This is a genomic window from Paenibacillus sp. P46E (assembly GCF_001909095.1).
Lineage (GTDB): Bacteria > Bacillota > Bacilli > Paenibacillales > Paenibacillaceae > Paenibacillus_AQ > Paenibacillus_AQ helianthi.
Window position 1 is genome coordinate 1 of the sequence record NZ_LVYZ01000071.1, and the last position, 25,160, is coordinate 25,160.

At 51.1% G+C, this 25,160-nt stretch carries 23 protein-coding genes; 10 read left to right on the forward strand and 13 right to left on the reverse strand.

The window, feature by feature from the left end; genetic code table 11:
* Positions 1 to 462, forward strand: a 462-nt coding sequence (locus tag A3849_RS26195; protein ID WP_178382803.1) for a transposase, incomplete at its 5' end; no start/stop codon positions are given.
* Between the two features lie 118 nt (positions 463 to 580).
* Here A3849_RS26195 and A3849_RS33385 read toward each other — a convergent pair.
* Positions 581 to 682: a YjcZ family sporulation protein gene (locus A3849_RS33385; protein WP_218619260.1), complete on the reverse strand. Its 102-nt coding sequence runs from the start codon at positions 680 to 682 to the stop codon at positions 581 to 583.
* A gap of 211 nt (positions 683 to 893) precedes the next feature.
* On the opposite strand from A3849_RS33385, the gene A3849_RS26200 reads away from it, so the two are divergent.
* The gene (locus A3849_RS26200) at positions 894 to 1,079 is read left to right on the forward strand and encodes a hypothetical protein (RefSeq protein WP_074114030.1); all 186 of its coding nucleotides are present in this window, start codon (positions 894 to 896) and stop codon (positions 1,077 to 1,079) included.
* A gap of 17 nt (positions 1,080 to 1,096) precedes the next feature.
* Positions 1,097 to 1,219, forward strand: a complete 123-nt coding sequence (locus A3849_RS33720; protein ID WP_256700920.1) for a hypothetical protein — start codon at positions 1,097 to 1,099, stop codon at positions 1,217 to 1,219.
* 625 nt (positions 1,220 to 1,844) lie between these two features.
* Here A3849_RS33720 and A3849_RS26205 read toward each other — a convergent pair.
* Positions 1,845 to 2,066, reverse strand: a complete 222-nt coding sequence (locus A3849_RS26205; RefSeq protein ID WP_074088524.1) for a DUF6199 family natural product biosynthesis protein — start codon at positions 2,064 to 2,066, stop codon at positions 1,845 to 1,847.
* 251 nt (positions 2,067 to 2,317) lie between these two features.
* Between A3849_RS26205 and A3849_RS26210 the strand changes: the two genes are divergently transcribed.
* Both A3849_RS26210 and A3849_RS26215 read left to right on the forward strand, forming a co-directional pair.
* Positions 2,318 to 3,373 (forward strand): LacI family DNA-binding transcriptional regulator, encoded by a 1,056-nt coding sequence (locus A3849_RS26210; protein ID WP_074114031.1) that lies wholly within the window; start codon positions 2,318 to 2,320, stop codon positions 3,371 to 3,373.
* Between the two features lie 120 nt (positions 3,374 to 3,493).
* Positions 3,494 to 5,929: a glycoside hydrolase family 94 protein gene (locus tag A3849_RS26215; protein ID WP_074114032.1), complete on the forward strand. Its 2,436-nt coding sequence runs from the start codon at positions 3,494 to 3,496 to the stop codon at positions 5,927 to 5,929.
* Between the two features lie 100 nt (positions 5,930 to 6,029).
* Here A3849_RS26215 and A3849_RS26220 read toward each other — a convergent pair whose 3' ends face one another.
* From A3849_RS26220 to A3849_RS26230, 3 genes are all read right to left on the reverse strand, one after another.
* Positions 6,030 to 6,968 (reverse strand): hypothetical protein, encoded by a 939-nt coding sequence (locus tag A3849_RS26220; RefSeq protein ID WP_074114033.1) that lies wholly within the window; start codon positions 6,966 to 6,968, stop codon positions 6,030 to 6,032.
* Between the two features lie 10 nt (positions 6,969 to 6,978).
* Positions 6,979 to 9,711 (reverse strand): hypothetical protein, encoded by a 2,733-nt coding sequence (locus A3849_RS26225; RefSeq protein ID WP_074114034.1) that lies wholly within the window; start codon positions 9,709 to 9,711, stop codon positions 6,979 to 6,981.
* Between the two features lie 206 nt (positions 9,712 to 9,917).
* Positions 9,918 to 11,885 (reverse strand): glycoside hydrolase family 127 protein, encoded by a 1,968-nt coding sequence (locus tag A3849_RS26230; protein ID WP_074114035.1) that lies wholly within the window; start codon positions 11,883 to 11,885, stop codon positions 9,918 to 9,920.
* A 160-nt stretch (positions 11,886 to 12,045) separates the two neighbouring features.
* On the opposite strand from A3849_RS26230, the gene A3849_RS26235 reads away from it, so the two are divergent.
* The gene (locus A3849_RS26235) at positions 12,046 to 12,918 is read left to right on the forward strand and encodes a helix-turn-helix transcriptional regulator (protein WP_074114036.1); all 873 of its coding nucleotides are present in this window, start codon (positions 12,046 to 12,048) and stop codon (positions 12,916 to 12,918) included.
* Between the two features lie 70 nt (positions 12,919 to 12,988).
* Here the strand turns inward: A3849_RS26235 and A3849_RS26240 are convergent, their stop codons facing one another.
* Complete coding sequence (locus tag A3849_RS26240; RefSeq protein ID WP_074114037.1) at positions 12,989 to 13,201, reverse strand: hypothetical protein; 213 nt, start codon at positions 13,199 to 13,201, stop codon at positions 12,989 to 12,991.
* A 129-nt stretch (positions 13,202 to 13,330) separates the two neighbouring features.
* Here A3849_RS26240 and A3849_RS26245 point away from each other — a divergent pair, with 129 nt between their 5' ends.
* Both A3849_RS26245 and A3849_RS26250 read left to right on the forward strand, forming a co-directional pair.
* Positions 13,331 to 13,849: a DUF3231 family protein gene (locus tag A3849_RS26245; RefSeq protein WP_074114038.1), complete on the forward strand. Its 519-nt coding sequence runs from the start codon at positions 13,331 to 13,333 to the stop codon at positions 13,847 to 13,849.
* Between the two features lie 126 nt (positions 13,850 to 13,975).
* Complete coding sequence (locus A3849_RS26250) at positions 13,976 to 14,560, forward strand: YitT family protein (RefSeq protein WP_178382804.1); 585 nt, start codon at positions 13,976 to 13,978, stop codon at positions 14,558 to 14,560.
* A gap of 167 nt (positions 14,561 to 14,727) precedes the next feature.
* On the opposite strand, the gene A3849_RS26255 is transcribed toward A3849_RS26250, so the two are convergent.
* Genes A3849_RS26255 through A3849_RS26275 form a run of 5 tightly spaced genes read right to left on the reverse strand, consistent with a single transcriptional unit; the run spans position 14,728 to position 21,016 of the window.
* Positions 14,728 to 15,777, reverse strand: coding sequence for a protein-glutamate methylesterase/protein-glutamine glutaminase (locus A3849_RS26255; protein ID WP_074114040.1), 1,050 nt, complete (start codon positions 15,775 to 15,777; stop codon positions 14,728 to 14,730).
* Positions 15,778 to 15,809: 32 nt separating this feature from the next.
* Positions 15,810 to 16,622, reverse strand: a complete 813-nt coding sequence (locus A3849_RS26260) for a CheR family methyltransferase (protein WP_074114041.1) — start codon at positions 16,620 to 16,622, stop codon at positions 15,810 to 15,812.
* The gene (locus A3849_RS26265; protein ID WP_074114042.1) at positions 16,619 to 18,355 is read right to left on the reverse strand and encodes a methyl-accepting chemotaxis protein; all 1,737 of its coding nucleotides are present in this window, start codon (positions 18,353 to 18,355) and stop codon (positions 16,619 to 16,621) included. The genes A3849_RS26260 and A3849_RS26265 overlap by 4 nt, the downstream gene beginning before the upstream one ends.
* A 25-nt stretch (positions 18,356 to 18,380) precedes the next feature.
* Complete coding sequence (locus tag A3849_RS26270; RefSeq protein ID WP_074114043.1) at positions 18,381 to 18,869, reverse strand: chemotaxis protein CheW; 489 nt, start codon at positions 18,867 to 18,869, stop codon at positions 18,381 to 18,383.
* A gap of 41 nt (positions 18,870 to 18,910) precedes the next feature.
* Entirely contained in the window at positions 18,911 to 21,016 is a 2,106-nt protein-coding gene (locus A3849_RS26275) for a chemotaxis protein CheA (RefSeq protein WP_074114044.1), read from the reverse strand.
* Positions 21,017 to 21,232: 216 nt separating this feature from the next.
* On the opposite strand from A3849_RS26275, the gene A3849_RS26280 reads away from it, so the two are divergent.
* Together A3849_RS26280 and A3849_RS26285 are read left to right on the forward strand one after the other, a co-directional pair.
* Positions 21,233 to 22,000, forward strand: coding sequence for a threonine/serine exporter family protein (locus tag A3849_RS26280; RefSeq protein ID WP_074088513.1), 768 nt, complete (start codon positions 21,233 to 21,235; stop codon positions 21,998 to 22,000).
* 28 nt (positions 22,001 to 22,028) lie between these two features.
* Entirely contained in the window at positions 22,029 to 22,460 is a 432-nt protein-coding gene (locus A3849_RS26285; RefSeq protein WP_074114045.1) for a threonine/serine exporter family protein, read from the forward strand.
* A gap of 140 nt (positions 22,461 to 22,600) precedes the next feature.
* Here the strand turns inward: A3849_RS26285 and A3849_RS26290 are convergent, their stop codons facing one another.
* Positions 22,601 to 23,098: a GNAT family N-acetyltransferase gene (locus A3849_RS26290; protein ID WP_074114046.1), complete on the reverse strand. Its 498-nt coding sequence runs from the start codon at positions 23,096 to 23,098 to the stop codon at positions 22,601 to 22,603.
* Between the two features lie 2 nt (positions 23,099 to 23,100).
* A complete protein-coding gene (locus tag A3849_RS26295; protein WP_074114047.1) occupies positions 23,101 to 25,122 on the reverse strand; it encodes a Na+/H+ antiporter in 2,022 nt (673 codons plus the stop codon).
* Between the last annotated feature and the right edge of the window lie 38 nt (positions 25,123 to 25,160).

Consider the following 25,160-nt stretch of genomic DNA (forward strand, 5'->3'; position numbering starts at 1 on the left):
GGTAAAATCGAGAACTGGACATACAATGCAGCTGAGGATAACTGGACGTGCCTCGCCGGGAAAATGCTGCATTTCCGCAGAGAAAGCAAGGAAGTCTCACAGAGTGGATATGAAATTTACAAACGTCATTACCGAAGTCAGAGCTGCGAGGGCTGTCCGCTGAAGGAACGCTGCACGAAGGCAGCCGGAGATCGGGAAGTGGTTGTTAGTTTGGAACGACTGCGTTACCAAAAGCAGGCTCGGGAGATCTTGCGAAGTGAGGAAGGTTACGGCCTGGCCGTACGCCGAATGACGGAACCAGAAAGTGTATTTGGACAACTGAAAAATAACCGGGGCTTCCGGCGCTTTCTGCTTCGCGGCATGGAAAAAGTGACGCTTGAGGTCGGTTGGCTTTGCCTTGCCCACAATCTCTTGAAGCAAGCTGCAAATGACCAAAAACAAAGAGCAACATTTCTCCAGTGACGGGAGAAATGTTGCTCTTTTGACCTTTTTACGGTTTTGAAAATGAGAAGGGTTTGTCTCTACTCATAGAAAACTACTTTTGGGACAGCCCCTTTGGTCTGTGATGCAGCGTAGAGGCTTACAGCAGAATGGTCTTCGAGATGATTACCAGCAAAATAAACAGAACCAGGATTGCACCGGTAGAAGTAAAGGCACCGTATCCGCCAACATTTTCACCCATAATATAATTCCTCCTTAAAATAGAGTACAGCTTAGGATATGCAGATTCCCCCCATGCGCTTGGGCCTACCGGCAAAGGATGTGGCTTCAGCAGGTGGCAGCAAAATTAAATAATAACAAAGATGTAACTTTAATGACTGTTAAGGATTGCCAAGGAGGTTTAATAATAAATACATAGTATTTTAGAGATAGCGGTAAGGGAAGTGAAAGATATGAAGAAAAAGGACATCCAGCTTGCACTTGTTGCCAGCATGTGTCAACGTGTCCATCTGGTTAGCGGAGAAACGTATACTGGAAAATGTGAAATTAATCCGGCTGCCGACGTTTTGGAGATTATAACGAATGAGGGACGGCTCAAGCTCCCCTACTGGACCATAAAACGTTTCGTACGGCTTTAACCCCTGAGGTGAAATTTATGACCAAATCCAAACGTTCCGATCAGGCCATCGTCTCCCTTTTACTCGGTCTGGCTTCGTCTTTGATTATCGCCTTTTTTGTCATCCGCTATATTATTCAGCATGTCTCGTTTGCCCCTTAAGCTCCACGAAACTGTCTTCTGATGGAAGTACACCATAATTCATCTTGGCCATAGAACCCACCTCGTGTACCGTCACGCACACGCTCCGCCTTGCCGAAGATAGCGACTGCAGAAGCAGTTTGCCCGCCAGTCCATATGATGTAAAGGCAACCGGCGCAGCGGACAATTATAGCATGAAGACATATACATTCTGGCGTAATATCAAAAAAAGACCCTGCCGCTAACCGGCAAGGCCAAGTGCATACAACAGGTGTTGCTTCTACTATAACGGATAATTATTAAGAGAGTGTATGAAACTCCGGCTTCCTTTTCTGTAATGATGAAGATATTTATTAACAGAGATGATGATTTTGCAGCAGGTAAACAGGATTTGCCCGACATGTGGAGGCAGCCATTTCAAGAAGGGAGTAATGAAAGCAGTGATGCCAACATAAGACCGATCGACAAACCTTTCTCATTGGGCTCTCTATAAAAATTGAAAAGCCCGAGAAATTCTAGCCTGCTGCTCAACTGTCATTCTCTCCGATGTTAATCGAGTCCTTGTGTAAGAAAGCAAACCATCCGCTGATCCCAGCAATTACACAAGCTACAGTCATCATTCTCTTCACGGGAACTACCTCTTTTTTTATTTTAGAATATACGGCAACAGTAACAGCCCGAGTCCAACAGCTGCAAAAATGGCTGCACCCATAGCAGAAACTACAAAGTAGGCTCTAGGCGGCTCCTTCACTGCTTTCCAGCCCTGGGTAATCCGCCAAAAGGAGTAAGGCCGGATTGCAGCGTAGGCTGCCGCCGCCGTCCAGACTGCAAGAAATGCTGTGAATACCCATGAAATAGCGTTTGGCATTGAACCACTCCTCCTATTTATCCGATCAGCCACTAAGAAAAGGCCGTACTTCGCATAAATATCCCCGCCTCTTCAGGCAGGGTTCAAGCTTCCATCCGGTGTAATCTCAATATAGCCTAAATGGTACAATATGTAAATGAAAAATCAGAGTTTCATTCCTGTAGTAAATTTCTTGATCCAGGTAATTGATTTCTGCAGGATTTTATCTTACAATGGGTTCATAAACGCGCGTTTATGTAAAGGGGGGCACTATGCGCAGCGAAGATATAGCAAAGCTCGCCGGGGTATCCCGAAGCACGGTTTCCCGCGTGATCAACAACTATTCCAACGTCCCTGAGGAGACCCGGGCGAAGGTGCTGAAGGTCATTGAGCAGCATCAGTATGAGCCGAACAGCTTCGCCCGGGCTCTGGCCGGCAAGAAGACCGACACGATCGGGCTTTTCGCTATCAGCATGAATGAGAAAGAGAACACGACCCGGATCTATCAGAACAATTACTTCGCGCCTTTCGTTGATGCCGTTGTCGACACTTCGAACGCCCGCGGCTGTTATGTGCTGATACACACCGTATACTCTCCGGACGATTTCCTGAAGGTGAAGCAGGCTTTCCTGCAGAAACGGATTGACGGCGGTATTATCGTCGGTACCCAGAAGGATATTGATATCGTGCGTGAGATGGTCAGTCTTGAATTTCCGCTTGTGCTGATCGATTACGACATTTCAGAGATTATGTCAGAGCATCTCGACCGCAACCATCTGGCTATCGTGAATTCCAAGGACTACGAGGGTACGGTTGAAGCAATTGAGTACCTGATCAGCCTGGGCCATGAAGAAATCGGCATGATCTGCGGCCGCATGAACACCTACTCCGGGCGGGAACGCTACATGGCCTACGAGGATACGCTGAAGAAGCACGGACTGGCGCTGAATGAGAGATTCGTCCTGAAGGGTGATTTTCTCAAAGAAACCGCCTATGAAGAGGTCAAGAAGCTGCTTGCTTCCGGTGAAGCTCTGCCAACCGCCTTCTTCTCCTCCAACGACGATATGGCTATCTCTGCGATGGAAGCGTTCTCTGAACATGGGGTTTCTGTACCTGAGGATATCTCCATCGCCGGCTTCGATGATGTGCAGATGGCCTCACGCATTCATCCCAAGCTGACCTCCGTCCGTCTGCCGATTTACGAAATGTCCAAGGCTGCAGTCGAGAAAGTAATCGAGCTGTGCGATTCCCGCCAGCCGACCTTCAGCACCATCAGCTTCCCGGCGCGGCTGGTCGAAAGAGATTCCTGCCAGCCGCCGAAGAAGTAAGGCAATCATTAATTACCCAAGCAGAAACGGCCTATATTTCGAGAAACTCCCTTTCCCCCGAGGGAATTTTTTCTCAGTCTTGTAAACGCGCGTTCACAATTGAAAGGAGAGTTTTCTCTAATGAAATTCGGAACCTTTGACGACAATCGCAAAGAGTATGTAATCAACACTCCCAAAACGCCTTACCCATGGATCAATTACCTCGGCAACGAGCAATTTTTCGGCCTGATCTCTAATACTGCCGGTGGTTACACCTTCTACCGCGATGCGCGGATGAGAAGACTTACCCGTTACCGGTATAACAATATTCCGCTGGATACAGGCGGACGCTACTACTATCTGTATGATGACGGTGATTTCTGGACCCCGGGCTGGATGCCTGTAAAACGCGACCTCGATTTCTATGAGTGCCGCCACGGTCTGGGCTACACATCCATTACAGGCGAACGTAACGGTATTTCCGTGAACCAGCTTGCTTTTGTACCAATGGGCCACAATGCTGAAGTACATCGTCTGGTCGTTAAGAACACCGGCTCCGCGAAAAAGACAGTGAAGCTGTTCTCTTTTGCCGAATTCTGTCTGTGGAATGCCAATGATGATATGACCAACTTCCAGCGCAACCTGAGCACTGGTGAAGTTGAAGTGAAGGATTCTGTTATTTATCACAAAACCGAGTATCGTGAGCGCAGAAACCACTATGCTTTTTATTCTGTAAATAAAGAAATCGCCGGCTTCGATACCGACCGTGAGTCCTTCGTGGGTATGTACAACGGTCTGGACGCTCCGCAGGCAGTTGCTGCCGGTGAAGCTACCAACTCCGTTGCCAGCGGCTGGTCGCCGATCGGCTCCCATGCCCTGAACATCACGCTGGAACCAGGTGAAGAACAAAGCTTCATCTTCGTACTCGGCTACATCGAGAACCCTGAAGATGAGAAATGGGAATCCCTGAATGTCATCAACAAGAAACCGGCACTGGCTGTAATCGAGCAATTCGCTACAGATGCTCAAGTGGATGCTGCCCTGGCTGTTCTGGCTGCACACTGGGATAATCTGCTGTCCAAATATCAGATTCAGAGCAGCGACGACAAGCTTAACCGTATGGTTAATATTTGGAATCCATATCAATGTATGGTTACCTTCAACATGTCCCGTTCCGCTTCCTACTTCGAATCCGGGATTGGCCGCGGTATGGGCTTCCGCGACTCCAATCAGGACTTGCTCGGCTTCGTTCACCAGATTCCAGAGCGCGCCAGAGAACGTATTCTTGATATCGCTGCTACCCAGTTCCCTGACGGCAGTGCGTACCACCAGTACCAGCCGCTCACTAAGAAGGGCAACAACGAAGTCGGCTCCGGCTTCAACGATGATCCGCTATGGCTGATCTCGGGAACGGCTGCCTATATCAAGGAAACCGGCGACTACTCGATCCTTGATGAGCAGGTTCCTTTTGACAGCAATCCAGATCACACAGCTACCCTGTTTGAACACTTGAAGCTGTCCTTCGAGCACGTAACCAACAACCTCGGACCTCACGGCCTGCCGCTGATCGGACGCGCGGACTGGAATGACTGTCTGAACCTGAACTGCTTCTCCACCGAGCCGGGCGAATCGTTCCAGACGACTGAGAATATCGCAGGCGGCGTAGCGGAATCCGTGTTTATCGCAGGTCTGTTCGTCTTCGTTGGACCGGACTATGCCGAAATCTGCCGCATGCGCGGACTGGATGATGTAGCTGCAGACGCGGTTGCGAAGATCGAGAATATGAGCGCTATCACACTATCCCACGGCTTCGACGGCGACTGGTTCCTGCGTGCATATGACCATTACGGCGACAAGATCGGCAGCAAGGAGAACGAAGAAGGCCAAATCTTCATCGAGCCGCAGGGTATGTGCGTAATGGCGGGTATCGGCGTTGAGAATGGTCAAGCTGCCAAAGCGCTGACTTCCGTTCAGGAACGTCTGGATACGGATTACGGTATCGTATTGCAGCAGCCTCCGTACTCCAAGTACTATCTGAACCTGGGTGAAATTTCTACGTACCCTCCGGGCTACAAAGAAAATGCCGGTATTTTCTGCCACAACAACCCTTGGATCATGATTGCTGAAACCGTGCTGGGCCATGGCGACAGAGCGTTCGATATCTATAAGAAAATCGCCCCGGCTTACCTGGAAGATATCAGCGAAGTTCATCGTATGGAACCTTACGTGTACTCGCAGATGATCGCCGGTAAAGATGCCGTACGTCACGGTGAAGCTAAAAACTCCTGGCTGACAGGTACTGCTGCATGGAACTATGTAGCGATCACACAGTCCATTCTCGGTATCCAGGCTGATTTCACCGGTCTGAAAGTAGATCCTTGTATCCCTGCTGAGTGGGACGGCTTCGAAATCACCCGCGTCTTCCGTGGAGATACTTATGTAATTCAGATCAAGAACCCGAACCACGTCTCCAAAGGTGTAGCCAGCCTCACCCTCGACGGCGCTGCTGTTGAAGGCAACGTAATCGCTCCTGTCGGCGACGGCGCTGTGCATCACGTGGTTGTAGAACTGGGCTAAACCGCTTCCGGTGCATATTACAGTTCGTTAATATTAAGTAAAAAATAGCGGGGCTTCTCCTTGTAAAAGGAGGAGCCCCGCTCAACTTATCTTAAAAGAATCAGCTTTCTCCGATAGTATACTGTCTGAAAGCAGCGGACTGATTAGAGTCGCCTTTACGAAGCAGTGTCTGACTTGGCGGTTTGGAAGGATTGTTGAACCAATCGGCTAAGCGTGATTCAGGAAGCTTTTTTGCGCACTGACCCAGGTCGAGAAAAGAAGTACTCCCTTCGAGACTCAGCATCTTCGCATTAACATCAGAAAGTCTCCCCGAGTATACCCCGACGATATCGCCATATTTGTTAAATATTCCTCCGCCTGAAAACCCGCTAAGCTCAGGGGCGAAAGAGGCATAATTATATTCCGTACCCTTCAATGTGAAATAATATGGACCGTGTTCTTTAAGCAACTTCCCTACCGTCGCTTGTGTGGGCTCGCATTTAGGAGTTGTAACATCATACATATAATGTCCGAGCGAGATTAATTCCGCACTTAACTGCGGACTGGGTTTAGGGATGACGGGAGGGCGCGGTAAATCAATTACCATATCCTGTCCATAGAGATTCAGCGTATTTTTCCATTCGATCACGATGAGGGAGTAATCCAGATCGTCCTTCATACCACTTTCGATCTCCTTGACAACTTTCGCCTGGGGGGCATCAGCTGCCAAATTGCAAGTACGCCATTGTTCGCCTTTCTCCGGTTTATATGGAGCTGCTCCAGCCGACCCATCGGTGCACTCATAAAAGAGGTGTACTTCAGTCTTTTTTAGTAACATACTTCCTAAGGTATGACTGGCGCAAAGCACGACATTTTCAGCAATAAGCGTGCCGCTGGCAACCTGTTTGATCGGATTCCCGGGATCCACCTCGACCAACAGCACAGAAGAAGTAGCGAGCTTCCGAACCATTTGCTGCGGAAATTGCGTACCGAAGCGCGTGATCCCCTTGCCATTGACATGGCAGCGTTGGCCAATGCCGCATACGTTGTTTTTATTCATACGAGTCTCCTTAGGCCATGTCCGTCAAAGGCGTATTAATCGAGACGTCAAGGGCGCTAGTCGGCGTATATTCCCACCAAGTGGCGCAAAGCTTTCCCTGCTCGGCCTTGTTCACTTCTTCCTCCTTTGGAGGATGAGCCGGATTAGCGGGAGGAATGCCCGGATAATTCGTTTTGGCATATTTCTGAATTTCCTCAGCAATGGTAATATACGGATGGTCGCCTGGAAGTTGACCGAACGAACCTGATTCCACCAGCTCCGAGAAGCTTCTCTCAAACCCTGGGCGGATCGTCAGGACGACACGGGCGCTGCCTGCACGTAAGAATGTGCGATGGAGAGAATCAGGGTGCTCCAACAACTGCTTGACGGTCCAATTCTGGGGGGTATCCCAAAAATAAGGATAGGTGAAGTACAGTACATTTTCCCACTCAATTGCTTCGTGCACATACTTAATGAACTCGCCGAATTCCATCATCCGCTTCCACTGCTGATTGGTTAACGAAGAAGGATCAAGAGCGTCGTTATTCAGCGGATCATTGCTTGCCATCTTCTGAATGATAGACTGGATGTCACTCGGCGTAACGTTAAAGGAAGGTCCGAACAGCCACCGCATCGTGCCCTTCATTATTTCCTCAAGCTCCATCCGGCGTAACGTTAGGGCATCAAAGGGGGCCAGGTCCGAGATTAATGAGGCTCTGCGCTCGCGAAGAGATTCCCAATTTTGCTGATGAATAGCTTCCGCACCTGAGCGAAGCGCTCTCCAAGCTTTGGACTGCCAATCCTGGTACAGCTCATCGCGTAAAGTCACCGTATATGTCACGTTAATACTGGCGGCCGAAACGCCTTTATGGAGATAAGGAATCGTCAACCGACCACTGCGACCCAGCAGGATGTTCTGCATAGCAGATGAATAATAGTCGTCAAATAATTGGTTTTTGACCATCGAGGTCCCGTCAAAAAGCACTTCGAAGACCAAGTCAAAATCATCATCCCCCACATCAAAATGGAAGTAATTGACCCAAACATAGCCACTGGAAAGCACGTAGTTAGCTTCAATATCGAGTTCGATGGAGTTAACGAAGAGTTTCTCTTTATCAGCTGCCGTCTTCTGAACCGATGCGCTAGCCATCAGAGATTTTGTAGCGATCGGCGGAGCATCAACGGCTACCTGATAGGTAGCTGACAGCTGCTGCCAGTTATACCGAGTGACATCGCTCACCTTGAGCTGAAACTCAAACGGTTTGCTCATCTGCTCATCGATATTGGCAAGATCCTTGAATTTCCGCATCAGGTCTGCACCGGGACTTGGAATGACGATATCGTAAGTCATTCTTAGCCCGTACCGGTATAAGTCGACGCGCCACTTGCGCATGATCTGGTAATAGTCTACGCGCATTGCTTCTGTTTCGCTGGGATTGGTAATGATACGCACGGCCTGGTCCTCGGTCCCGGACGCTGAGGAGACGCGGAAGCTAGTCTTATGATCCTTCCGTACCCGCGCAGAAGATTTACGAGTAGTGCTAATAGAGTGATTGCGGCTATCCTTCTGAGCTTGATCGTCAGAGGAATTGGCGTCGTATCCGAAGGTTGAGCTCAGTGTCACACCAAGATAACTAGCGGTGGCAGCAGCTCCGAAGCTGAGTGCGCTGGCATGCTTCGTCTGATTTTCTGTAGATTGGGCAATATCCGTCTTATCCGTAACGCCTTCCTCGCTATAATCCTCAAAGTAGTCTTGAACGATCGATTCAAACTCCCTGCTGCTGACCGACCACTCCCGATGGGTGATGTTGACTGTTTCTTTGGGCGTAAGTGGAATGGAAGATACCAACTCTCCTCTTTCTATTCCTACCGGGGTCATCTCCAGCCTTTCTAAATGCAATCGGCCGACAGGTTCAATTGCACTCTGCGCTTGGAAGGAGCTAACAGCAGCACGGGTATAACTGCTGGCTTCGGTGAGTTTAGGAATGACGTGAGCGATGACAAGCGTCGGATCAGAGTTGGAGTACGCTAACGGAGCGGAGGCATGCTCCATCGAATGCTGCTTTAAAACAGCATACACAGCAGGCTGATGTTCAGCAGCCCAAGCAATCGCATCTTCGATAGATTCCACCGGAGGCCGAATGGATACCTCTGCAGATGTCAGATTCCCCATTTCCTGCTGAATCTGTTCGGCGTATACAAATAGCTGGCTTGATGTTTTCCCGACGGTACGCTGTTGAGTCATTCTCGTGGGCTTGCCGCTTACGTCCCTTCCTTCCGCCGAGACCGCTTCTGACGAAGAGGTTGGGGCTGGGGGAGAGACAGCGATGTCCACCTGAGCAACCTGTTGGGCAACTCGCTGTGGACCTTGGCTCACCCAATTACGGTATTGTTCCCGCAAGTCAGAAATCGTTATCGCAAGAGACGACGCCTTCATCTCACGAATTTCCGCGAGCGCTTGACCGATCCGAACGAGAGCTTCGACAGAGACGGATGCCAATTCCGTGCTGTACCGGTAGGTTGCGTTAGCCGAAGTGTCCCGGACCGTATTTTCGATAATGCCCAGTGCTTCTTTCAGCTCTCCGCTCTCATCTCTTGACAGATGCCGCCGCAACTCCGGCAACTCGGATGGGCGAACGGCTAATGCTCCTACATACGCGGTCTTAGCCATTGCTTTTCCAGGCCTTCCAATAACGATCTCTTTGGCGCGTATCGGCGCATATGTCGCTTTGTACAACCGCCTCTGTGAATTCGATAATTCCATTATCCACTTCCTCCTCGATTATATCGAACCTGAGGCTAGAATCCTTGTCATTCCACAGCCACTGTCTATATATATGTTAATCTCTCCTGCCTACAACAACTTTGCCACAAATTTAAAAGCCACCCGTTGACGCTGCAGTAGCGGTACGGGTGGCTTTTGTTCCTCTCATTCTTGATTGCACACGGTTCAGGATATGCCCAAGCAGTCTACGCCTTGCTCTCCGGGATCCATACCTTCATCTCACCGCTGCCGCGGTTGCCCCACAGGTAATAGGGAATGGCTGTGATCTCTGCGGCTGTCACAGGTGCCTTCGCTTTGCTGTATAAGCCTCCGCTCCAGCCTGCCTGCTCTATCCGGCTGCCTTTGCCTTTTACCACTACTGCACCGCCCAAGAGCGAATCTTCAAAGTGCTCCGTGAACGAAATTGCTTCATCTATCGCAATCGAGCTCAGCGGCGCGCCGTTATCGGCCTCCTCCAGGCAATAGACCAGCGGGCCCCGCTGGATGGCTGTCTTCCCGGCATCTGCACGCAGCTCAGGATGGGCATACACCCGGTGCGCTTCCATAGGCAGCTTCAGTTCGATGATATCTCCGGCGTTCCAGACTCTGTGGATTACGCAGTATCCCTGTGTCATATTCTCACCCGTACTCAGCTTCTCGCCGCACACCCGGATCTCCATGCCGCTGCTCCAGGAAGGAATCCGCAGAGCGATGCCGAACTCTCCCGGCTGAGCAGGGTTCACTTCCAGCGTGACTGTTCCTTCCCACGGGTAGCTGCTCTGCTGACTGACCCATACTTCTGTCCCGCCCAGTGTTGTCTTCATTTCACTGCCAATGTACAAGTTGGTATACAGCGTGTCGCCATGGACCGTATAGATATACTGATTCAGCGAGGTCAACAGCCGGGCCACATTCGGAGGGCAGCAGGCACACCCGAACCAGCCCTGGCGCTCGGATTTCACATGGTGCTTATCCGGATTGCAGGTACAGGCCTGAGGCCATACCTCAAGCGGATTCACATAGAAATAGTGTTTGCCGTCCTGTGCCATAGAGCCAAGAACGTTATTATAGAGCGCCCGCTCCATCACATCCGCATAGCGCGCATCCGGTTCCAGTTCCAGCATCCGCCGGGCAAAAAAGATCAGTCCAATTGAAGCGCAGGTCTCTGCATAAATCGTGTCATTAGGCAGGTCGTAGTCGAAGGTGAAGGCCTCACCCTGATGTGTGGAACCGATGCCTCCGGTAATATACATCTGCTTGCCCGTCATGTTGTCCCATAATCTGACGCAAGCATCACGTAAGGCTTCATCTCCTGTGATCGCCGCCAGATCTGCCATCGCCGTATACATGTAAACCGCCCGGACGGCATGCCCCACCGCCTCGCTCTGCTCCCTCACCGGGAGATGGGCTTGATTGTAGGCAGGGTCCATGCTGTCTGTCTGTGTTCCGCTCCAATGCGTAACCCGGTTACGGGCTTCCCATTCCTGCCGCAGGAAATTCGGCTCCTGGCCTCTCTGATCAATGAAAAAGCTGCTTAGCTTCAGATATTTCTCCTCGCCTGTCAACCGATACAGCTTCACCAGAGCAAGCTCGATTTCCTGATGTCCGTCGTAGCCCTTCAGCTTGCCTTCCTCCGGTCCAAATATGGAATCGATGTGGTCGACCATCCGGCGCATAATATTCAGCAGCTTGTCTTTTCCCGTTGCTTCATAATAAGAAACCGCAGCTTCAATAAAATGGCCTGCACAGTACAGCTCATGGCAGTCCTGCAGGTTGGTCCAGCGTTTGCCGGGTTCCTTAATGGTAAAATAGGTATTCAGATAGCCATCCGGCTGCTGCGCTTCGGCGATCAGGTCAATGACCGCGTCAGCCCGGGACTCCAGTTCGGGGTCACGCTTCAGAAGGAGCGAGTACCCTACCGCCTCCAGCCACTTGGCGGCATCGCTATCCTGGAATACCCAGCCGTGAAACTGCCCTTCTTTTCTCCCGGCGGCAATTTCGAAGTTGGCAATCGCATGGCTCGGCTCCGCATCCGGCACACGGTCATGCAGTGCTTCATATTGATAGGGAATGACCACATCCTGAATCAGACGGATGTAGCGTCCCCAGAATTCATCCTGAATGGTTACGGACGGTTGGCACGCCGCTTGATGGATCTCTGTTATTTTGTTCATTTTCCACATCTCCTCTATATCTATTTTCTTCTCGCTAATTGCCATTATAGACGGTAAAATAAATAAAAAACAGGATCAGAAGCAACGCTGTTTTTGTACTATTTCACACTGAGATCTTTGCAGCGCATCCAACCAATAACCAATTATTAAGGAGCGGAAAATGGCACACAATCCATCCTATATCCATCTGGCGGCACCACCCTTTCCGTATTTTCTGGAAGGAGGCCGTACCTTGTATCAGCCTGGGGATCAGCATCCCAGCCGCAGCCGCATGGGTAAATTCGATCTGTTGCTCGTTGAACAGGGCTGTCTGTTCATTGGGGAAGAAGATAAGCAGTGGGCGGTACCGGCTGGTCATACCCTTCTCCTGCTGCCCGACCGCTACCATTATTCGGTCAAGCCCTGTGAAGAGACAACCTCCTTTGTATGGCTGCATTTTCACACCGTAGGTGAATGGATTGAGGCCGAAGGTGAACCGGTATATGCCAATCGGGAACATCACTTCCAGCAGTTCCTCACCCACCCCTATACCATCCGTGTGCCACAGTTCAGCCCGCTGCCTGATCCCTTGGAGCGGAGCGGCCAGGCCGAGCTGCTGCTGCAGCTGAACCGTGGAAGACGTTCCAGCGCGGTATGGCAGCAGCAGCGGATCTTCGAGGATATGCTGAGGATGCTGGATCTCGCGCAGCAGGATACCGGAGGAAGCCCTGCCGCAGAGATTGCCGAGCTGACCGAAACCTATTTGCGCAATCACTATTCAGAGCCGCTGACCAATGTCAGCCTGGCGGATGCACTGCATTTTCACTATAACTATCTGGCCCGCTGCATGAAGAAGGTCTACGGGCTGACTCCCATGGAATATTTAACAGATTACCGTCTGGAGCAAGCCAAATTGCTGCTGCTTAAGACGGAGATTCCCATCGCCGGTATTGCCGAACGCACCGGGTTTGAGAGTACGGCCTATTTCTCGCGGCGTTTCGCCCACAAAGTTGGCATTTCACCACTGCGCTTCCGCAAACGGTATTCCCGCTAAACTCCGCGTCATGGAATATTCCTGCTCAGCCAGAAGAGGCGAAGAATGCGCCAAAGATTAGGAAGCAGTACTAGCGCCCCTCCCCGCTGACCCGGAATTCATGCAGGTCCCGGTTGTAGGACAATCCCCGGATTCGGACGGAGTGGGGCGTATAGGCTCTAATGGGTCCCCCGGGCTCTACAATCCCCGCTCCGCTTTTTACTGCTACAGTTACATTGACCTCCGACAGCGCGGCAGCCAGCAGCTCCATATCACTCACCAGCACTTTATAGATAAAGCTCATTCGTATCACTCCTGCCTTGCGTGTAAATTTCAAGTATGCTTGTCATAAGGCTTCGTCACCCGAATAAAACCTCTTCCGCCGGACATGCTAAATTACGTTCATAATCTTATTGTAGAGGGGTATGTAATTATGGGAGTTCTTAACGGCAATCCTAAAGACGAACCTTTGCACTACGGCGAAATTTTCAATCTCTGGACGTTCTCGGCTGCAGCCAAAATGGCCATGTCCACATATCAGGCTTATCATTACCATGCCGGGGACCAGGATCTGAAAAAAATCATTGATGACCTCATGGATCAGGCGCAGCATGAAATCAAAGACTGTGACAAGCTGCTGAAGAGCAACGGGTTTACACCTCCCCCGTCTCTGCCGGACCGCCCCTCTGTCAAGCTGGAGGATATTCCGGCTGGAGCCCGGTTCTCCGATCAGGAAATTGCGGCAACCCTTTCAAGCGGTGTCTCACTGAGTCTCGTCGTATGCAGCCAAATCATGGGCATGTCCATCCGCGAAGATATCGGCATGATGTTCATGAAGATTCATGCTCAAATGGCTGCTTTGGGCTTGGCTCTGCTGAAGCTCAACAAAGAGAAAGGCTGGCTGGTCCCTCCCCCGCTCGAACTCAAGAAGCGGGAACCCGTTCACGCCTAAGATTCCAGACTGGTTATCCTGCGCAAGCAGGATTTTTTGCTTTCAGCTATTTTTTTCCATGTATACGCATATTCATTAAGACATGTTCTCCCTGAAGACATGCCTTAAAATCTGGAGATGTTGAATATGCGATATTTACTAAAATATGCCATTATCCTGCTGTCCAGCTTGCTGATTGCCGCAGGCACGAACTTCTTTCTTGTTCCCTACAAAATACTTGATGGGGGAATTATCGGCATCGCCCTCATTATTAATTATATTTCCGGAGCAAAAATCGGACTTGCCATCGTCTTTTGCAGTCTCCCGGTCTTTTTGCTTGCCTGGATCAAAGAACGGGATATTTTTTACAGCAGTGTGCTGGGGCTTATGGTTTCCTCCTTTCTGATCGAGCTTCTGGGACCGCTTCAATACTACTTTCTGTATTATGTGGAGCTTGGTTCGATCTCCAGCGCGATTATCGGCGGGTTCCTGATGGGCAGCGGCCTTGGGCTTATGCTGCGCTTCAATGCGAGCACAGGCGGTACCGATCTGCTGGCCAAGTTCATGAAGCGCTACATTCCACTTAATGTGGGGGTCATCATTTTTCTGACAGATATGCTGATTATTGGCGCAGGCGGCCTCCTGATCTCCAAGGAAACCTTTTTTCATTCCATCCTGACCATCCTCTCCGGGGGAGTAGCAACCGGTCTATGTACCCTTGAAGACGAATAGAAGAACCTATACGTATATATACGATCATACGTTCCTATTACAATAAAAGCAAGGGCCTGCGCCCGCTGGACAGCAACCAGCCGCTGGTCTTATGCGGAAGATCCCGCACAGCACAGCGGCATTGGGTTGGCACAATGGGTTGGACACTTCGAGGAAAAGGAAAAGCTCTATTGCAGCATGGATAACAGCAGCCGGGGAATTGCAGAGAGTGCAGCCTGCTTCTCCACAGCACCCAGCTCGTAAGCTGCTTTCGGCATGCCGTAGACTACAGATGAGGCTTCGTCCTGCCCGATCGTACGTGCACCCTTGCGGCGCAAGGCCAGGAGCCCCTTCGCCCCGTCATAGCCCATCCCGGTCAGCAGAATGCCGATAGCCTGTGCGCCAGCCGCTTTTGCCGCCGACTCAAAGAGCACATCTACGGATGGGCAATGCCCATTCACTTTCGCTCCGGCCGCACACTCCAGCCGATACTGTCCGCCAATCCGCCGCAGTCCAACCTGCTTGTCTCCGGGAGCCACCAGAACCTTGCCTGGAGCAACGAGATCACCATCCTCGGCCTCTTTGACTGTGAGAGCCGAGCTGAGATTCAACCGGTCGGAGAACATGCGTGAGAACACAGGCGGGATATGCTGTACGATTACAATTCCCGGCATATCCGGCGGCAGTACATTAAGTACACTTGCAATCGCCTCTGTCCCGCCGGTAGAAGCACCAATAACAATCAGCTGCTCCTTGAGGGAACGGCCAGGGCCATCCATTCCGGCACGGGACCAATACCCCGCTCCGCCAGGAAGGGCAGGCTGCGCCGGTGCCAGAATCTTCGCTTGGGCAGCATTCTTGATCTTAATGATCAATTGCTCCAGGAAATACTGCACACTGCCCGGTGAATTCATATCCGGCTTTGCTTCAAAGTCAACGGCTCCGGCGCTTAACGCCTCAAACACCGCTTCCGTCACACCGCTGACGACGATAACCGGAATCACATATTGCGGCAGCAGCCGGCGGATGAACTCAATGCCGTTCATCTTCGGCATCTGCACATCGCAGATCATCACATCCGGCCGCAAACGCAGCAGTTCATCCCTCGCTTCAAAAGGATCCCCCGCCTTCCCCGCCACTTCTATACGCGGATCGGTAGTGATCCCCCGGGAAATCACTTCCCGGAACAACACAGAATCATCCACTACCAATACCCGTATGCTTCGGGTATTCCTCATAAGAACATCTATCCTTCCCTACAGCCTGGCTGTTATTTGCGGTAGACTGCAGGCATGATATAACGGTAATCTGTAAGCCCGCGGTCGAGTGACTCGGAATGGCCAATGAAGAGATAGCCTCCGGGTTCAGTCCAATCATAGAATTGCCGTACCAGCTTATAGCGGGTGGCATGGTCGAAATAAATCATAACGTTACGGCAAAATATAGCATGAAACCGCCTGGTAAACGGAAACCGCTCCTCCATGAGATTAAATCTGCGGAACAGCACCTGGCTCCGCAGATGCGGCTTCACGGAATACCCGCCTTCTGTCAAAGGTTCAAAATACTTTTTCCGCCAGCTATCGGGCAGATCCTTCATGGCGCCTGCCCCATAGCTTCCTCTGCGCGCCGTTTCCAGCACAGCACTGCTGATATCTGTAGCAAGCAGCTTTGTATCCCAGCCGCTCCTGTCTCCGCCGACAGCTTCATCGATGATCATGGACAGCGTGTACGGCTCTTCTCCGCTGGAGCAGCCGGCACTCCATACCCGCAAATCACGTTCACCTTTCCGCCTCATCAGTTCAGGAAGGACATGGTGCTGGAAATAGGAAAAGTGCTCGCTCTCCCGCATAAAAAAAGTATGATTGGTACTGATCTTGTCCACAAGCAATGCAACCTCGGCGGCGCTCCCTCCAGTGCGCAAAAAGCTGTAATATTCACTGAAGCTGGTCATTCCCTTATCATGCAACATTTGTTGAAGTCTGCCCGCCATCATCGCCCGTTTCTCCGCTTTGAGGTGAATGCCGGCACGGGCCTTAATAAACTCCGCCAGCTCGGCAAATTCGCGGTCTGTCATAGGAATCATAGGCTGTATTTGCCGAATTCGTTATCGCTGAGGGCAATCGTAACGGGAGCCGCTGGCGAACTGTCTTTCACCCATGAAGACGCCGGCGCTTTGGGGCCGGCCTGCTTGTTTCTCGACATCTGCTCCAGCATCCGCAGCACTTCAGGGTTCAAATCCTCCATACCCGCAAAAGTGTTCTGGGGCTGCTGCTTCAGTTTGAACCTTGTTACCTGCTCACGCATCAGCTCCGCCTGCCCTGCCAGCTCTTCACTGGCTGCCGCAGTCTCCTCTGATGTGGCCGAGTTGTTCTGAACCACCTGCGAGAGCTGAATCACTCCTTGATTAATCTGGCTGATCCCTGCGGCCTGTTCTGTGGAAGCCGCTGTAATCTCCGAGATAATCTCTGCGACCTTGGAGACATCACCAACAATCTGTTCCAATGCGGAGGCCGTCGCGGCGGCGATTTTGGTGCCTCCCTCCACCTTTTTCATGGAGCTCTCGATCATAGCTGTAGTTTCTTTAGCTGCACCTGCAGAACGTGCTGCCAGATTGCGTACCTCTTCGGCCACAACCGCAAAGCCCTTGCCATGCTGGCCTGCTCTAGCCGCTTCCACTGCAGCATTCAGTGCAAGGATGTTCGTCTGAAAGGCAATTTCGTCAATAACTTTAATAATTTTGGAAATACTGTCCGAGGCATCATTGATCTGCTCCATGGCCACCAGCATATCCTGCATTTGCGAATTACCCTGCACGGCGTTGTTCATAGCTCCTTGGGCCAGCCTATTTGCCTGCTCTGCACTATGGGCGTTCCGTGAAGTCTGAGCGGCAATTTCTTCTATGGACGCAGTCAATTCTTCAATAGAGCTGGCCTGCTCTGTTGCGCCTTGCGAAAGCGCCATGCTGGATTCTGACATTTGTTTTGAACCGGAAGCCACCTGCTCGGACGCCCCCTGAATACTGCTCATTACCTCATTGAGAGTGCATGACATACGACGGAAGGATTTGGACAGCTTGCCAATTTCATCAGCAGCCTCATTCCGAATCTCCACATTCAAATCACCGTCTGCAATCCGGTCCGCAGCATACACCAGGTTGATCACAGGTTTACTGATCATGCGGGATATGAAAATACCCAGGAGCACAGCCAACCCCATTGCCCCGGCTACAATGATCATTAGCACCAGGATGGTCCGGGCAGCCCCGTCGGAGTACTCATCCGATTTTTTCTTGCCGTTCGTCTCTTTGCTCGCAAACAGGTCATCGATATATTCATTAGCCTGGGCAGCGATGCCTGAGGTTTCTTTATAAAAATAAGTTAGTGCTTCTTCCCTACCAGAGGTTTCAGAGATTTCAATGGCCTTGTCGCGCACCGAGTCATACTCCGTAATAACCCCCTTTAAATTATTGAAGATATCACGGGTCTCCTTGGATTGGATACTCACTCCAAATTCTTCAAGCGTGGTAGTGAGCTGTGTGTCCAGTGCCTTGATTTTTTGAATAGTCTCTGATTTATTCAGAGAGGTATGATTAATAAGCGCATCCCGGGTGAGGGCCCGGATCTTATGAAATTCAATGCCCGACTTTCCTATATTCCCCACACCTATGCCGTAATTCACATACAAATCCGTATAATTGCGGTCGATCCGTTTCAGGTTAACTATACCCACAACCCCTACAACACCAGCCATAATAGCAACAATAATAAACGAAGAGATCAGCTTGGTACCTAACTTCATGTTGTTGAACCATTTCATCATCATCTACTCCTTATTCTTTCGGCTATAACGCTGTTCCCGGCAGCTCGACTTCAGCGTCCCGAAGCAGCTTGGCGCAATCTATCAGCAGTTTTACCCCATGTCCGGTCTTCCCTATGCGCGTTACAAATCCCCCGCCACCCGGTGAATCCGGTGCAGGTACAATCTCCTCCGGCAGAATAGGCAGCACCTCCGATACGCTCTCCACGATCAGTCCCAGTACCTCGTCCAGAATATCGATGACAATTATACAGGTGCGGTCATTATAGGGTTCCGGGTCTATATGAAAGCGCATTCTCACATCCATCACAGGGATAATCTTGCCGCGCAAATTGATAATCCCTTTGATATATTCCGGCAGATCCGGAATTACGGCAATCGGTTGGATTCCGATAATTTCTGTTACATATTGAATCTCAATCCCGTAAAATTGGCTGCCGAGTGAAAAAATCAAATACTTATCCCGCTGGGTATCCTCCTCCAGCGTCTCTTCGTATGCATTGTGTCCAGACACAAAGAACACCTCCTAAGCTTGTCTGTTAACCCACATTCTTATCATTTATGATTCACCGATGAAGCCAGACGGATAACGTCCAGGATTAGACTGATGCTCCCGTCACCCAGCAGCGTACAGCCGACAAAATGCTTACTGCCCGCACTGTTCAGAATATAATCAGGAAGTGCCTTCACCACCACCTGCTGCTGGCCGAGCAGTTCGTCCGCAAGCAGACATAGACTGCGGCCCTCATCCTCAACCATGATGAGAATACCCCCGTCTATGGGACCACTCTGGTACGATGCACCGGATAAATGATGCAGGCGAAGCACCGGATAACAGTTACCGCGCACCATGATCCACTCATTTCCATGCGGGTCACTCAGCAGATCCTTCGCATTTGGCCTGAAAGAATGGATGATGGATGCCGTTGGAAGTGTAAACCGCGAATCCCCGACACCTACATTCATCCCATCGATAATTGCCAGTGTTAGCGGAATTCTTAAGGTGATTGTGGAGCCTTCACCCGGAACGCTATCTACGGAAGCGGTGCCCCCGACCTTTTCCAGATCTTTGACAACAACATCCATGCCCACTCCCCGCCCGCTGAATTCGCTGATACTGTCCTTGGTCGAGAATCCCGGATGAAAAATCAGTCTGAAAATCTCTTTATCGCTCATCTCACGTTCATCCCGGGTCAGCAGCCCGTTCTCCAGCGCGCGGGCAACAATTTTGTCCCGGTGCAGCCCTTTGCCGTCATCCCGGATCATCACCATCACATCTCCGCCGGAGTGCTTGGCTTCAAGTGTTACGGTTCCACTTCGCGGTTTGCCCGCAGCCAGACGTTCAGAAGGCATTTCAATCCCATGATCCAGCGCATTGCGCACCAGATGCATCAGGGGATCGGACAGATGCTCGATAATATTCTTGTCCACCTCCGTCTCTTCACCCAGAATAACAAGTGCAGCCTCCTTCTCCAGCTTCCGGGTCATATCTCTTATAATCCGGCTCATTTTATGAAACGTGGCAGCTAGTGGCACCATACGCAGTGACATGACCACATCCTGCATTTCCGCTGAAATCTTTCGCAGCTGTCTAGCCGCTTTGTTGAAATTGCTAAGCGATCCTCCTACACCGGCCAGGTCGGGATTCTGCGTTACCATGGCTTCGGCAATGACCAGTTCACCGATTAAGTCCATCAGCTTGTCCATTTTGGCGACATTGACGTTAATCATGGTCTGTTGGGAGGAAGAAGGCTGGCCACCCTCTTTGGGCTTCTTCTCCGGGGCCGGCACAGACGCGAACTTCTGCTCTGGAGCCGGCAGTTCAATAGTCTGTGGCGCCGTCTCAGGCGCTTCAGGCAGTGCCGGGAGAACAGCAGCTGTCTTCTCCGTTTCGAGCTGTTCGATTGCCATTTCCTTTACATAGGGAGCATTTCGCAAAAATGCCGCAACCGCTTCCCCGCATTCCTGTGTCTCCAGCACAATTACAAAACCATCCCGGCGGATCACTTCTGAGCTGTCAGGGTTCTCTATAATATCTTCAGGCAAGTAGGTAAACCTGCAGTCCATGGTCTCACCTAGTTGATGAATTACCGTGAATGCGCGGATATTCTCGAGCTGACAGTTCTCTTCAAAATGCAGAACTGCTCTGAAACGCGCGAATGCCCCTTTGGACAGATCAGCTTCAGAGTGTACAATGTCCGTTCTTTGGGCTATATCCTCCGGTGTCCGCACCTCTGAGGTACCAGCAGACCCGGTTTTTAGATACTGTAAATAGGCTTTCAGCTCTTCAGCCAGCAACGCACAGTCTCCGTCAGCATGATCTCCATTCTTGATCTTGATCGTCTCCAGCTTAGTAAAATCTACTCCTTGCAGAATGAGATCCGACAGCTCGGAGGCATTATATGGAGCATTGGGGTGGCCTCGCAGATAAAAAAATATATCTTCCATAATATGGGCCAAAGAAGAAATATTCGTATAACCCATCACAGCAGCCGAGCCCTTGATTGTATGCATAATCCGGAAGATAAGGTTAATATCCTCAGGTTGAAGGGTTTCGTGCTGCTCACCGGCAAGAATCGAATCTTCCAGCTGCTGCAGCGATTGCAGGGTTTCAAATATAAACAACTCAAGCAGTGAATCCTCCGGAAAAGAGCCTGACATTGTATTCTCCTTTCGGCCCATCAAGTGGGAAGTGTTATCACATTCTGTGAGATTTCTCCATTTTTATATCGTAAAATGGAAATAAAAAGTGAATATCTATTTCAATATTTTAATAAATTTTTATTATTTAAGTGAACATTATGAATATAGGTTGATCTTTTGAGAATTTGCAGCGACAATCGAAGATATAACACCCTAGGGGAGGATCGAACGAAGTTGGATAGTACAAGCAACAACAGCAATACTTCCGCGCATGATATTATCGACCTATGCCTGCTTGCGGGTAAAATTATGCTGCAAAGCGGTGCGGAAACCTACCGCGTGGAGGACACCATGAGCCGTATGGCGGCATCGCTCGGTTTCCCGGGAGCACACAGCTATGTGACGCCGACCGTCATTATGTTCACCACCAGCCGGACGGAACCGGTGAAGCTGTTCCGTATCGCGGAGCGGACCACAGATCTGCAAAAGGTGTCCGAGGTCAACGACATCTCGCGGCGCTTGAGTGAACGCCAGCTTACCGCTAATGAAGCCCGTGAGCGGCTGGGTGTAGTGGACGATGCAGCCCATGCTTATCCGGCTTGGCTGCAGATTGTAGCCGCCGCCTTGACCGGGGCCTGCTTCACCGTAATGTTCAAAGGCAGTCTGTGGGATGCGCTGCCGGCCATCCTGGTGTCCGGACTGGGATTCGCTGCAGCGACATACCTTCACCGGCTGGTACAGATCCGTTTCTTCGCGGAATTCACTGCCTCATTCCTGATTGGACTGCTCGCATTCCTCTCTGTGAGGCTCGGTATAGGTCAGGAAATGGACAAGATTATTATCGGTTCAGTCATGCCGCTCGTGCCGGGACTGCTCATTACGAATGCAGTCCGGGATCTGATGGCCGGACACTTGGTCTCCGGCCTCTCCAAGGGAGCCGATGCATTCCTGACGGCGTTTGCGATCGGAACAGGCATCGGGCTTGTGCTGTCACTTTTTTGATCCCCTACGTGAAAGAGGTTAACTGTTCATGATTTTGCAACTGATAACCAGCTTTATTGCTGCTGCCACCTTCTGCATTCTATTCAATGCACCAGTCCGCGCATTGATACAATGCGGTTTTGCAGGGATGGTGGGCTGGATGCTGTATCTGCAGCTCGATGAAAGATGGGACACGGTGGTGGCTACCTTCGCGGCTACGGTAGTGGTCGGGGTGATCAGCCAGATCTTTGCCCGTATCTACAAAATGCCGGTCATCATCTTCAGCGTCGGCGGCATTATCCCGCTGGTCCCGGGAGGTCTTGCTTATGATGCCATGCGCAAGTTCGTCGAGAACGACAACAATCTGGCCATCCAGTTTGCTGTCCAGGCCCTGCTCCTCTCCGGAGCCATCGCAACCGGACTTGTGCTCAGTGAAGTACTCGGACAGATGTTCCGGCGAAAGCATGTCCGAAGCACTTAAGCCCGCCGCACACGGCAAACCCATTACCATAGCTCGCTGTCCGAAACATAAAAAAGCTGCTCACAACGTCATGAAGATGACTAGCTGGAGCAGCTTTTTTTCTTATGCCAGGCGATAAGGTGAGCTTTAACTCCCCCGCGTCAGATTATCTTCTGATAGCTTGCAATATCCAGCCATCTGCCGAATTTGTTGCCGATCTCTTTGAATAGCGCGCTTTGCTCATATCCGTGTCTGGTGAAGAGCCTGCGGCTCGGTTCATTGTCTGAGCATACCGTTGCCACCAGAACATGAAAATCAAGCTCGGCTGCCCGTTTCTCAATGAAGCTCAGCGCTTTGCCGCCGAGTCCCTGTCCGCCGCTGCCGGGCCTCAGATAGATGCTGATCTCCCCGGTTGTATCGTAAGCCTGCTTGTTCTTATGTCTGGCAATCAGAACATAGCCCTGCATTACACCGTCCTGCAGAATGGCGTAGGATTGGAAACGCGGGTCCCCGTGCAACACCGACTGACGCATAACAGCCTCATCCAGCGGCTCTGTATGGAAAGAAACCGTAGTATTCAACACGTAATAATTATAAATATCTACTACTTCAGCCAGATGCTCTTCCCCAATTTCCATAAAAGACAAACCGTTCGCCATGATTAATCCTCCCAGATCGCTGTTTCCAATTGATCGACAAATTTGCGGAGCTTTCCGGCAATTTTCAGGTTAATGGCCCCGTTCTGATACATTTGCTGCACCGTATTCCGCTGTTCCTGAATCGCCTGCAGCTTCAGTTCAAGTTTCTGGTCATCGACGACGCCATCCTTAATCCAGCCGTCCCCCTCGATAAGCCGGGACTCCATCTGCTCATATTTATCAATGACCTTCTGTGAAGCCAGACGGTTCTCTTCACTCATTCCGGCGCTGACCGCAGAGATGGCAGCCTGGCACATTGAGATTTTGGCTACACGGGCACTCTCGGCATTCTGTGCTGCCAGCCGCCCTTCATCCCCGTTCAGCCTCCCGGAGAACAACCCCGAGAACAGGCGCTGAATTTCAGTGAGCGAAAATTTGATCTGGGTGTCGAGCCGCTTGCACATCAAGGCTTCCTTGTGATCCAGCAGTTCTTCCATCTTCGATGCTACGGGAGCCGCGACGGTGCCGTTCTCGAGCATCCGGCGCAGCTCCGTACGCTCAGCAGCAATTGCATTCCGCTTCGCCTGGACCCCCAGCTGCCGGAAGTGTTCTGCTTCCGGATCATCACCCATTTTCGGAGCGCACAGCTTGTCAATTTTGTCTGTGAATTCCAGCAATACCGGCTGATTCCCGGGCAGCGGATTCTCCGAGACCAAGCTTCGCAGCATACTCATTCCGGCGTCAATCACTACCGATCTTGCCGACAGCTCCGAATTGACCGTAACACTCTCCACAACGACCGTGTCTTCCTCTTCCGCAAGGAGCGGCAAAAATATGCTTGCAATCAACAGTGACACTAGAATGACACCTGCCGCAAGAGCAATAATCAGGTCCCGCTGCGGGAAAGGTGAACCATCACCCAGAACCAGCGGAATCGAGAAGGCACCTGCCAGCGTAACCGCTCCCCGCACACCCGAAATCGATGTAATGAGCTGCGACTTCAGCGGAGATCGCGGTGTCTTCAGCCTCCGGCTCTCAAATAAAGAGTATGCATACACCCACAGAAACCGCAGTACAATCAGCAGTGCTGTGATCGCCAGCACATAACCGGCCACCATGAGGTTATTCAAGGAACTGTCGTTGTAAATCACCTGAACGACGTCCGGAACCGATACCCCCAGCATCAGGAAGACCAGACCATTCAGAACCAGCAGCAGCACCGACCAAGTGCTTGCAGAGACAAGCTGAAGCTTGTATTGAGGCGATACAGCCCTGTCCTTCTCGATGGCATACATTACGCCCCCTGCCACTACAGCAAGGATGCCCGACACGCCAATCTCTTCACTGACCAGATAAATAATAAAGGGCGTAAGGATCTGCAGCAGCACGTGAATGGTAACATCCTCCATACCGAAGCGGCGGATAAACACACTAAGCCGGATCAGTACAAATGACAGAAGCGCTCCAAGCAGCAATCCTCCAGCCGCGATACACACAAAGCTAATCGTCGCCTTGGGAAGTGAGAACATCCCCGTAACCGCCGCCGCAATAGCAAACTTGAAAGCGACCAGCCCCGATGCGTCATTCATCAGCGACTCCCCTTCGAGGATGCGGTGGATACTCTTTGGCAGATGCACCTTCCCGGCCAGCGCACTGACTGCAACAGCATCGGTAGGTGAGAGAATGGCTGCCAGCGCAAAGGAAGCAGCTAGCGGTATGGACGGAATCATCCAGTGGATGGCATACCCGGCCACAAATACCGTTGCAAAGACCAGCCCGAGCGACAGCAGCAGGATAGGCGCCCTGAGATTCCACAGCTCGTCGCGCGGCGTCCGCCGCCCGTCATTGAACAGCAGCGGAGCAATAAACAGCACAAAAAACAGCTCCGGCTCAAACGACATATGGATTCCCGTCGGGAATGCGGCCGCAATAACACCCAGTCCAATCTGAATCAGGGGAATCGGCACAAACGGGATGAACCGGTTCACAATATTGGAGACTGCGATCAGTCCCAGCATTAACAGTACAGCAAGAAATGTCTCCAAATCCTCAACTCCCCTGATATATAATCATGTAATCATCT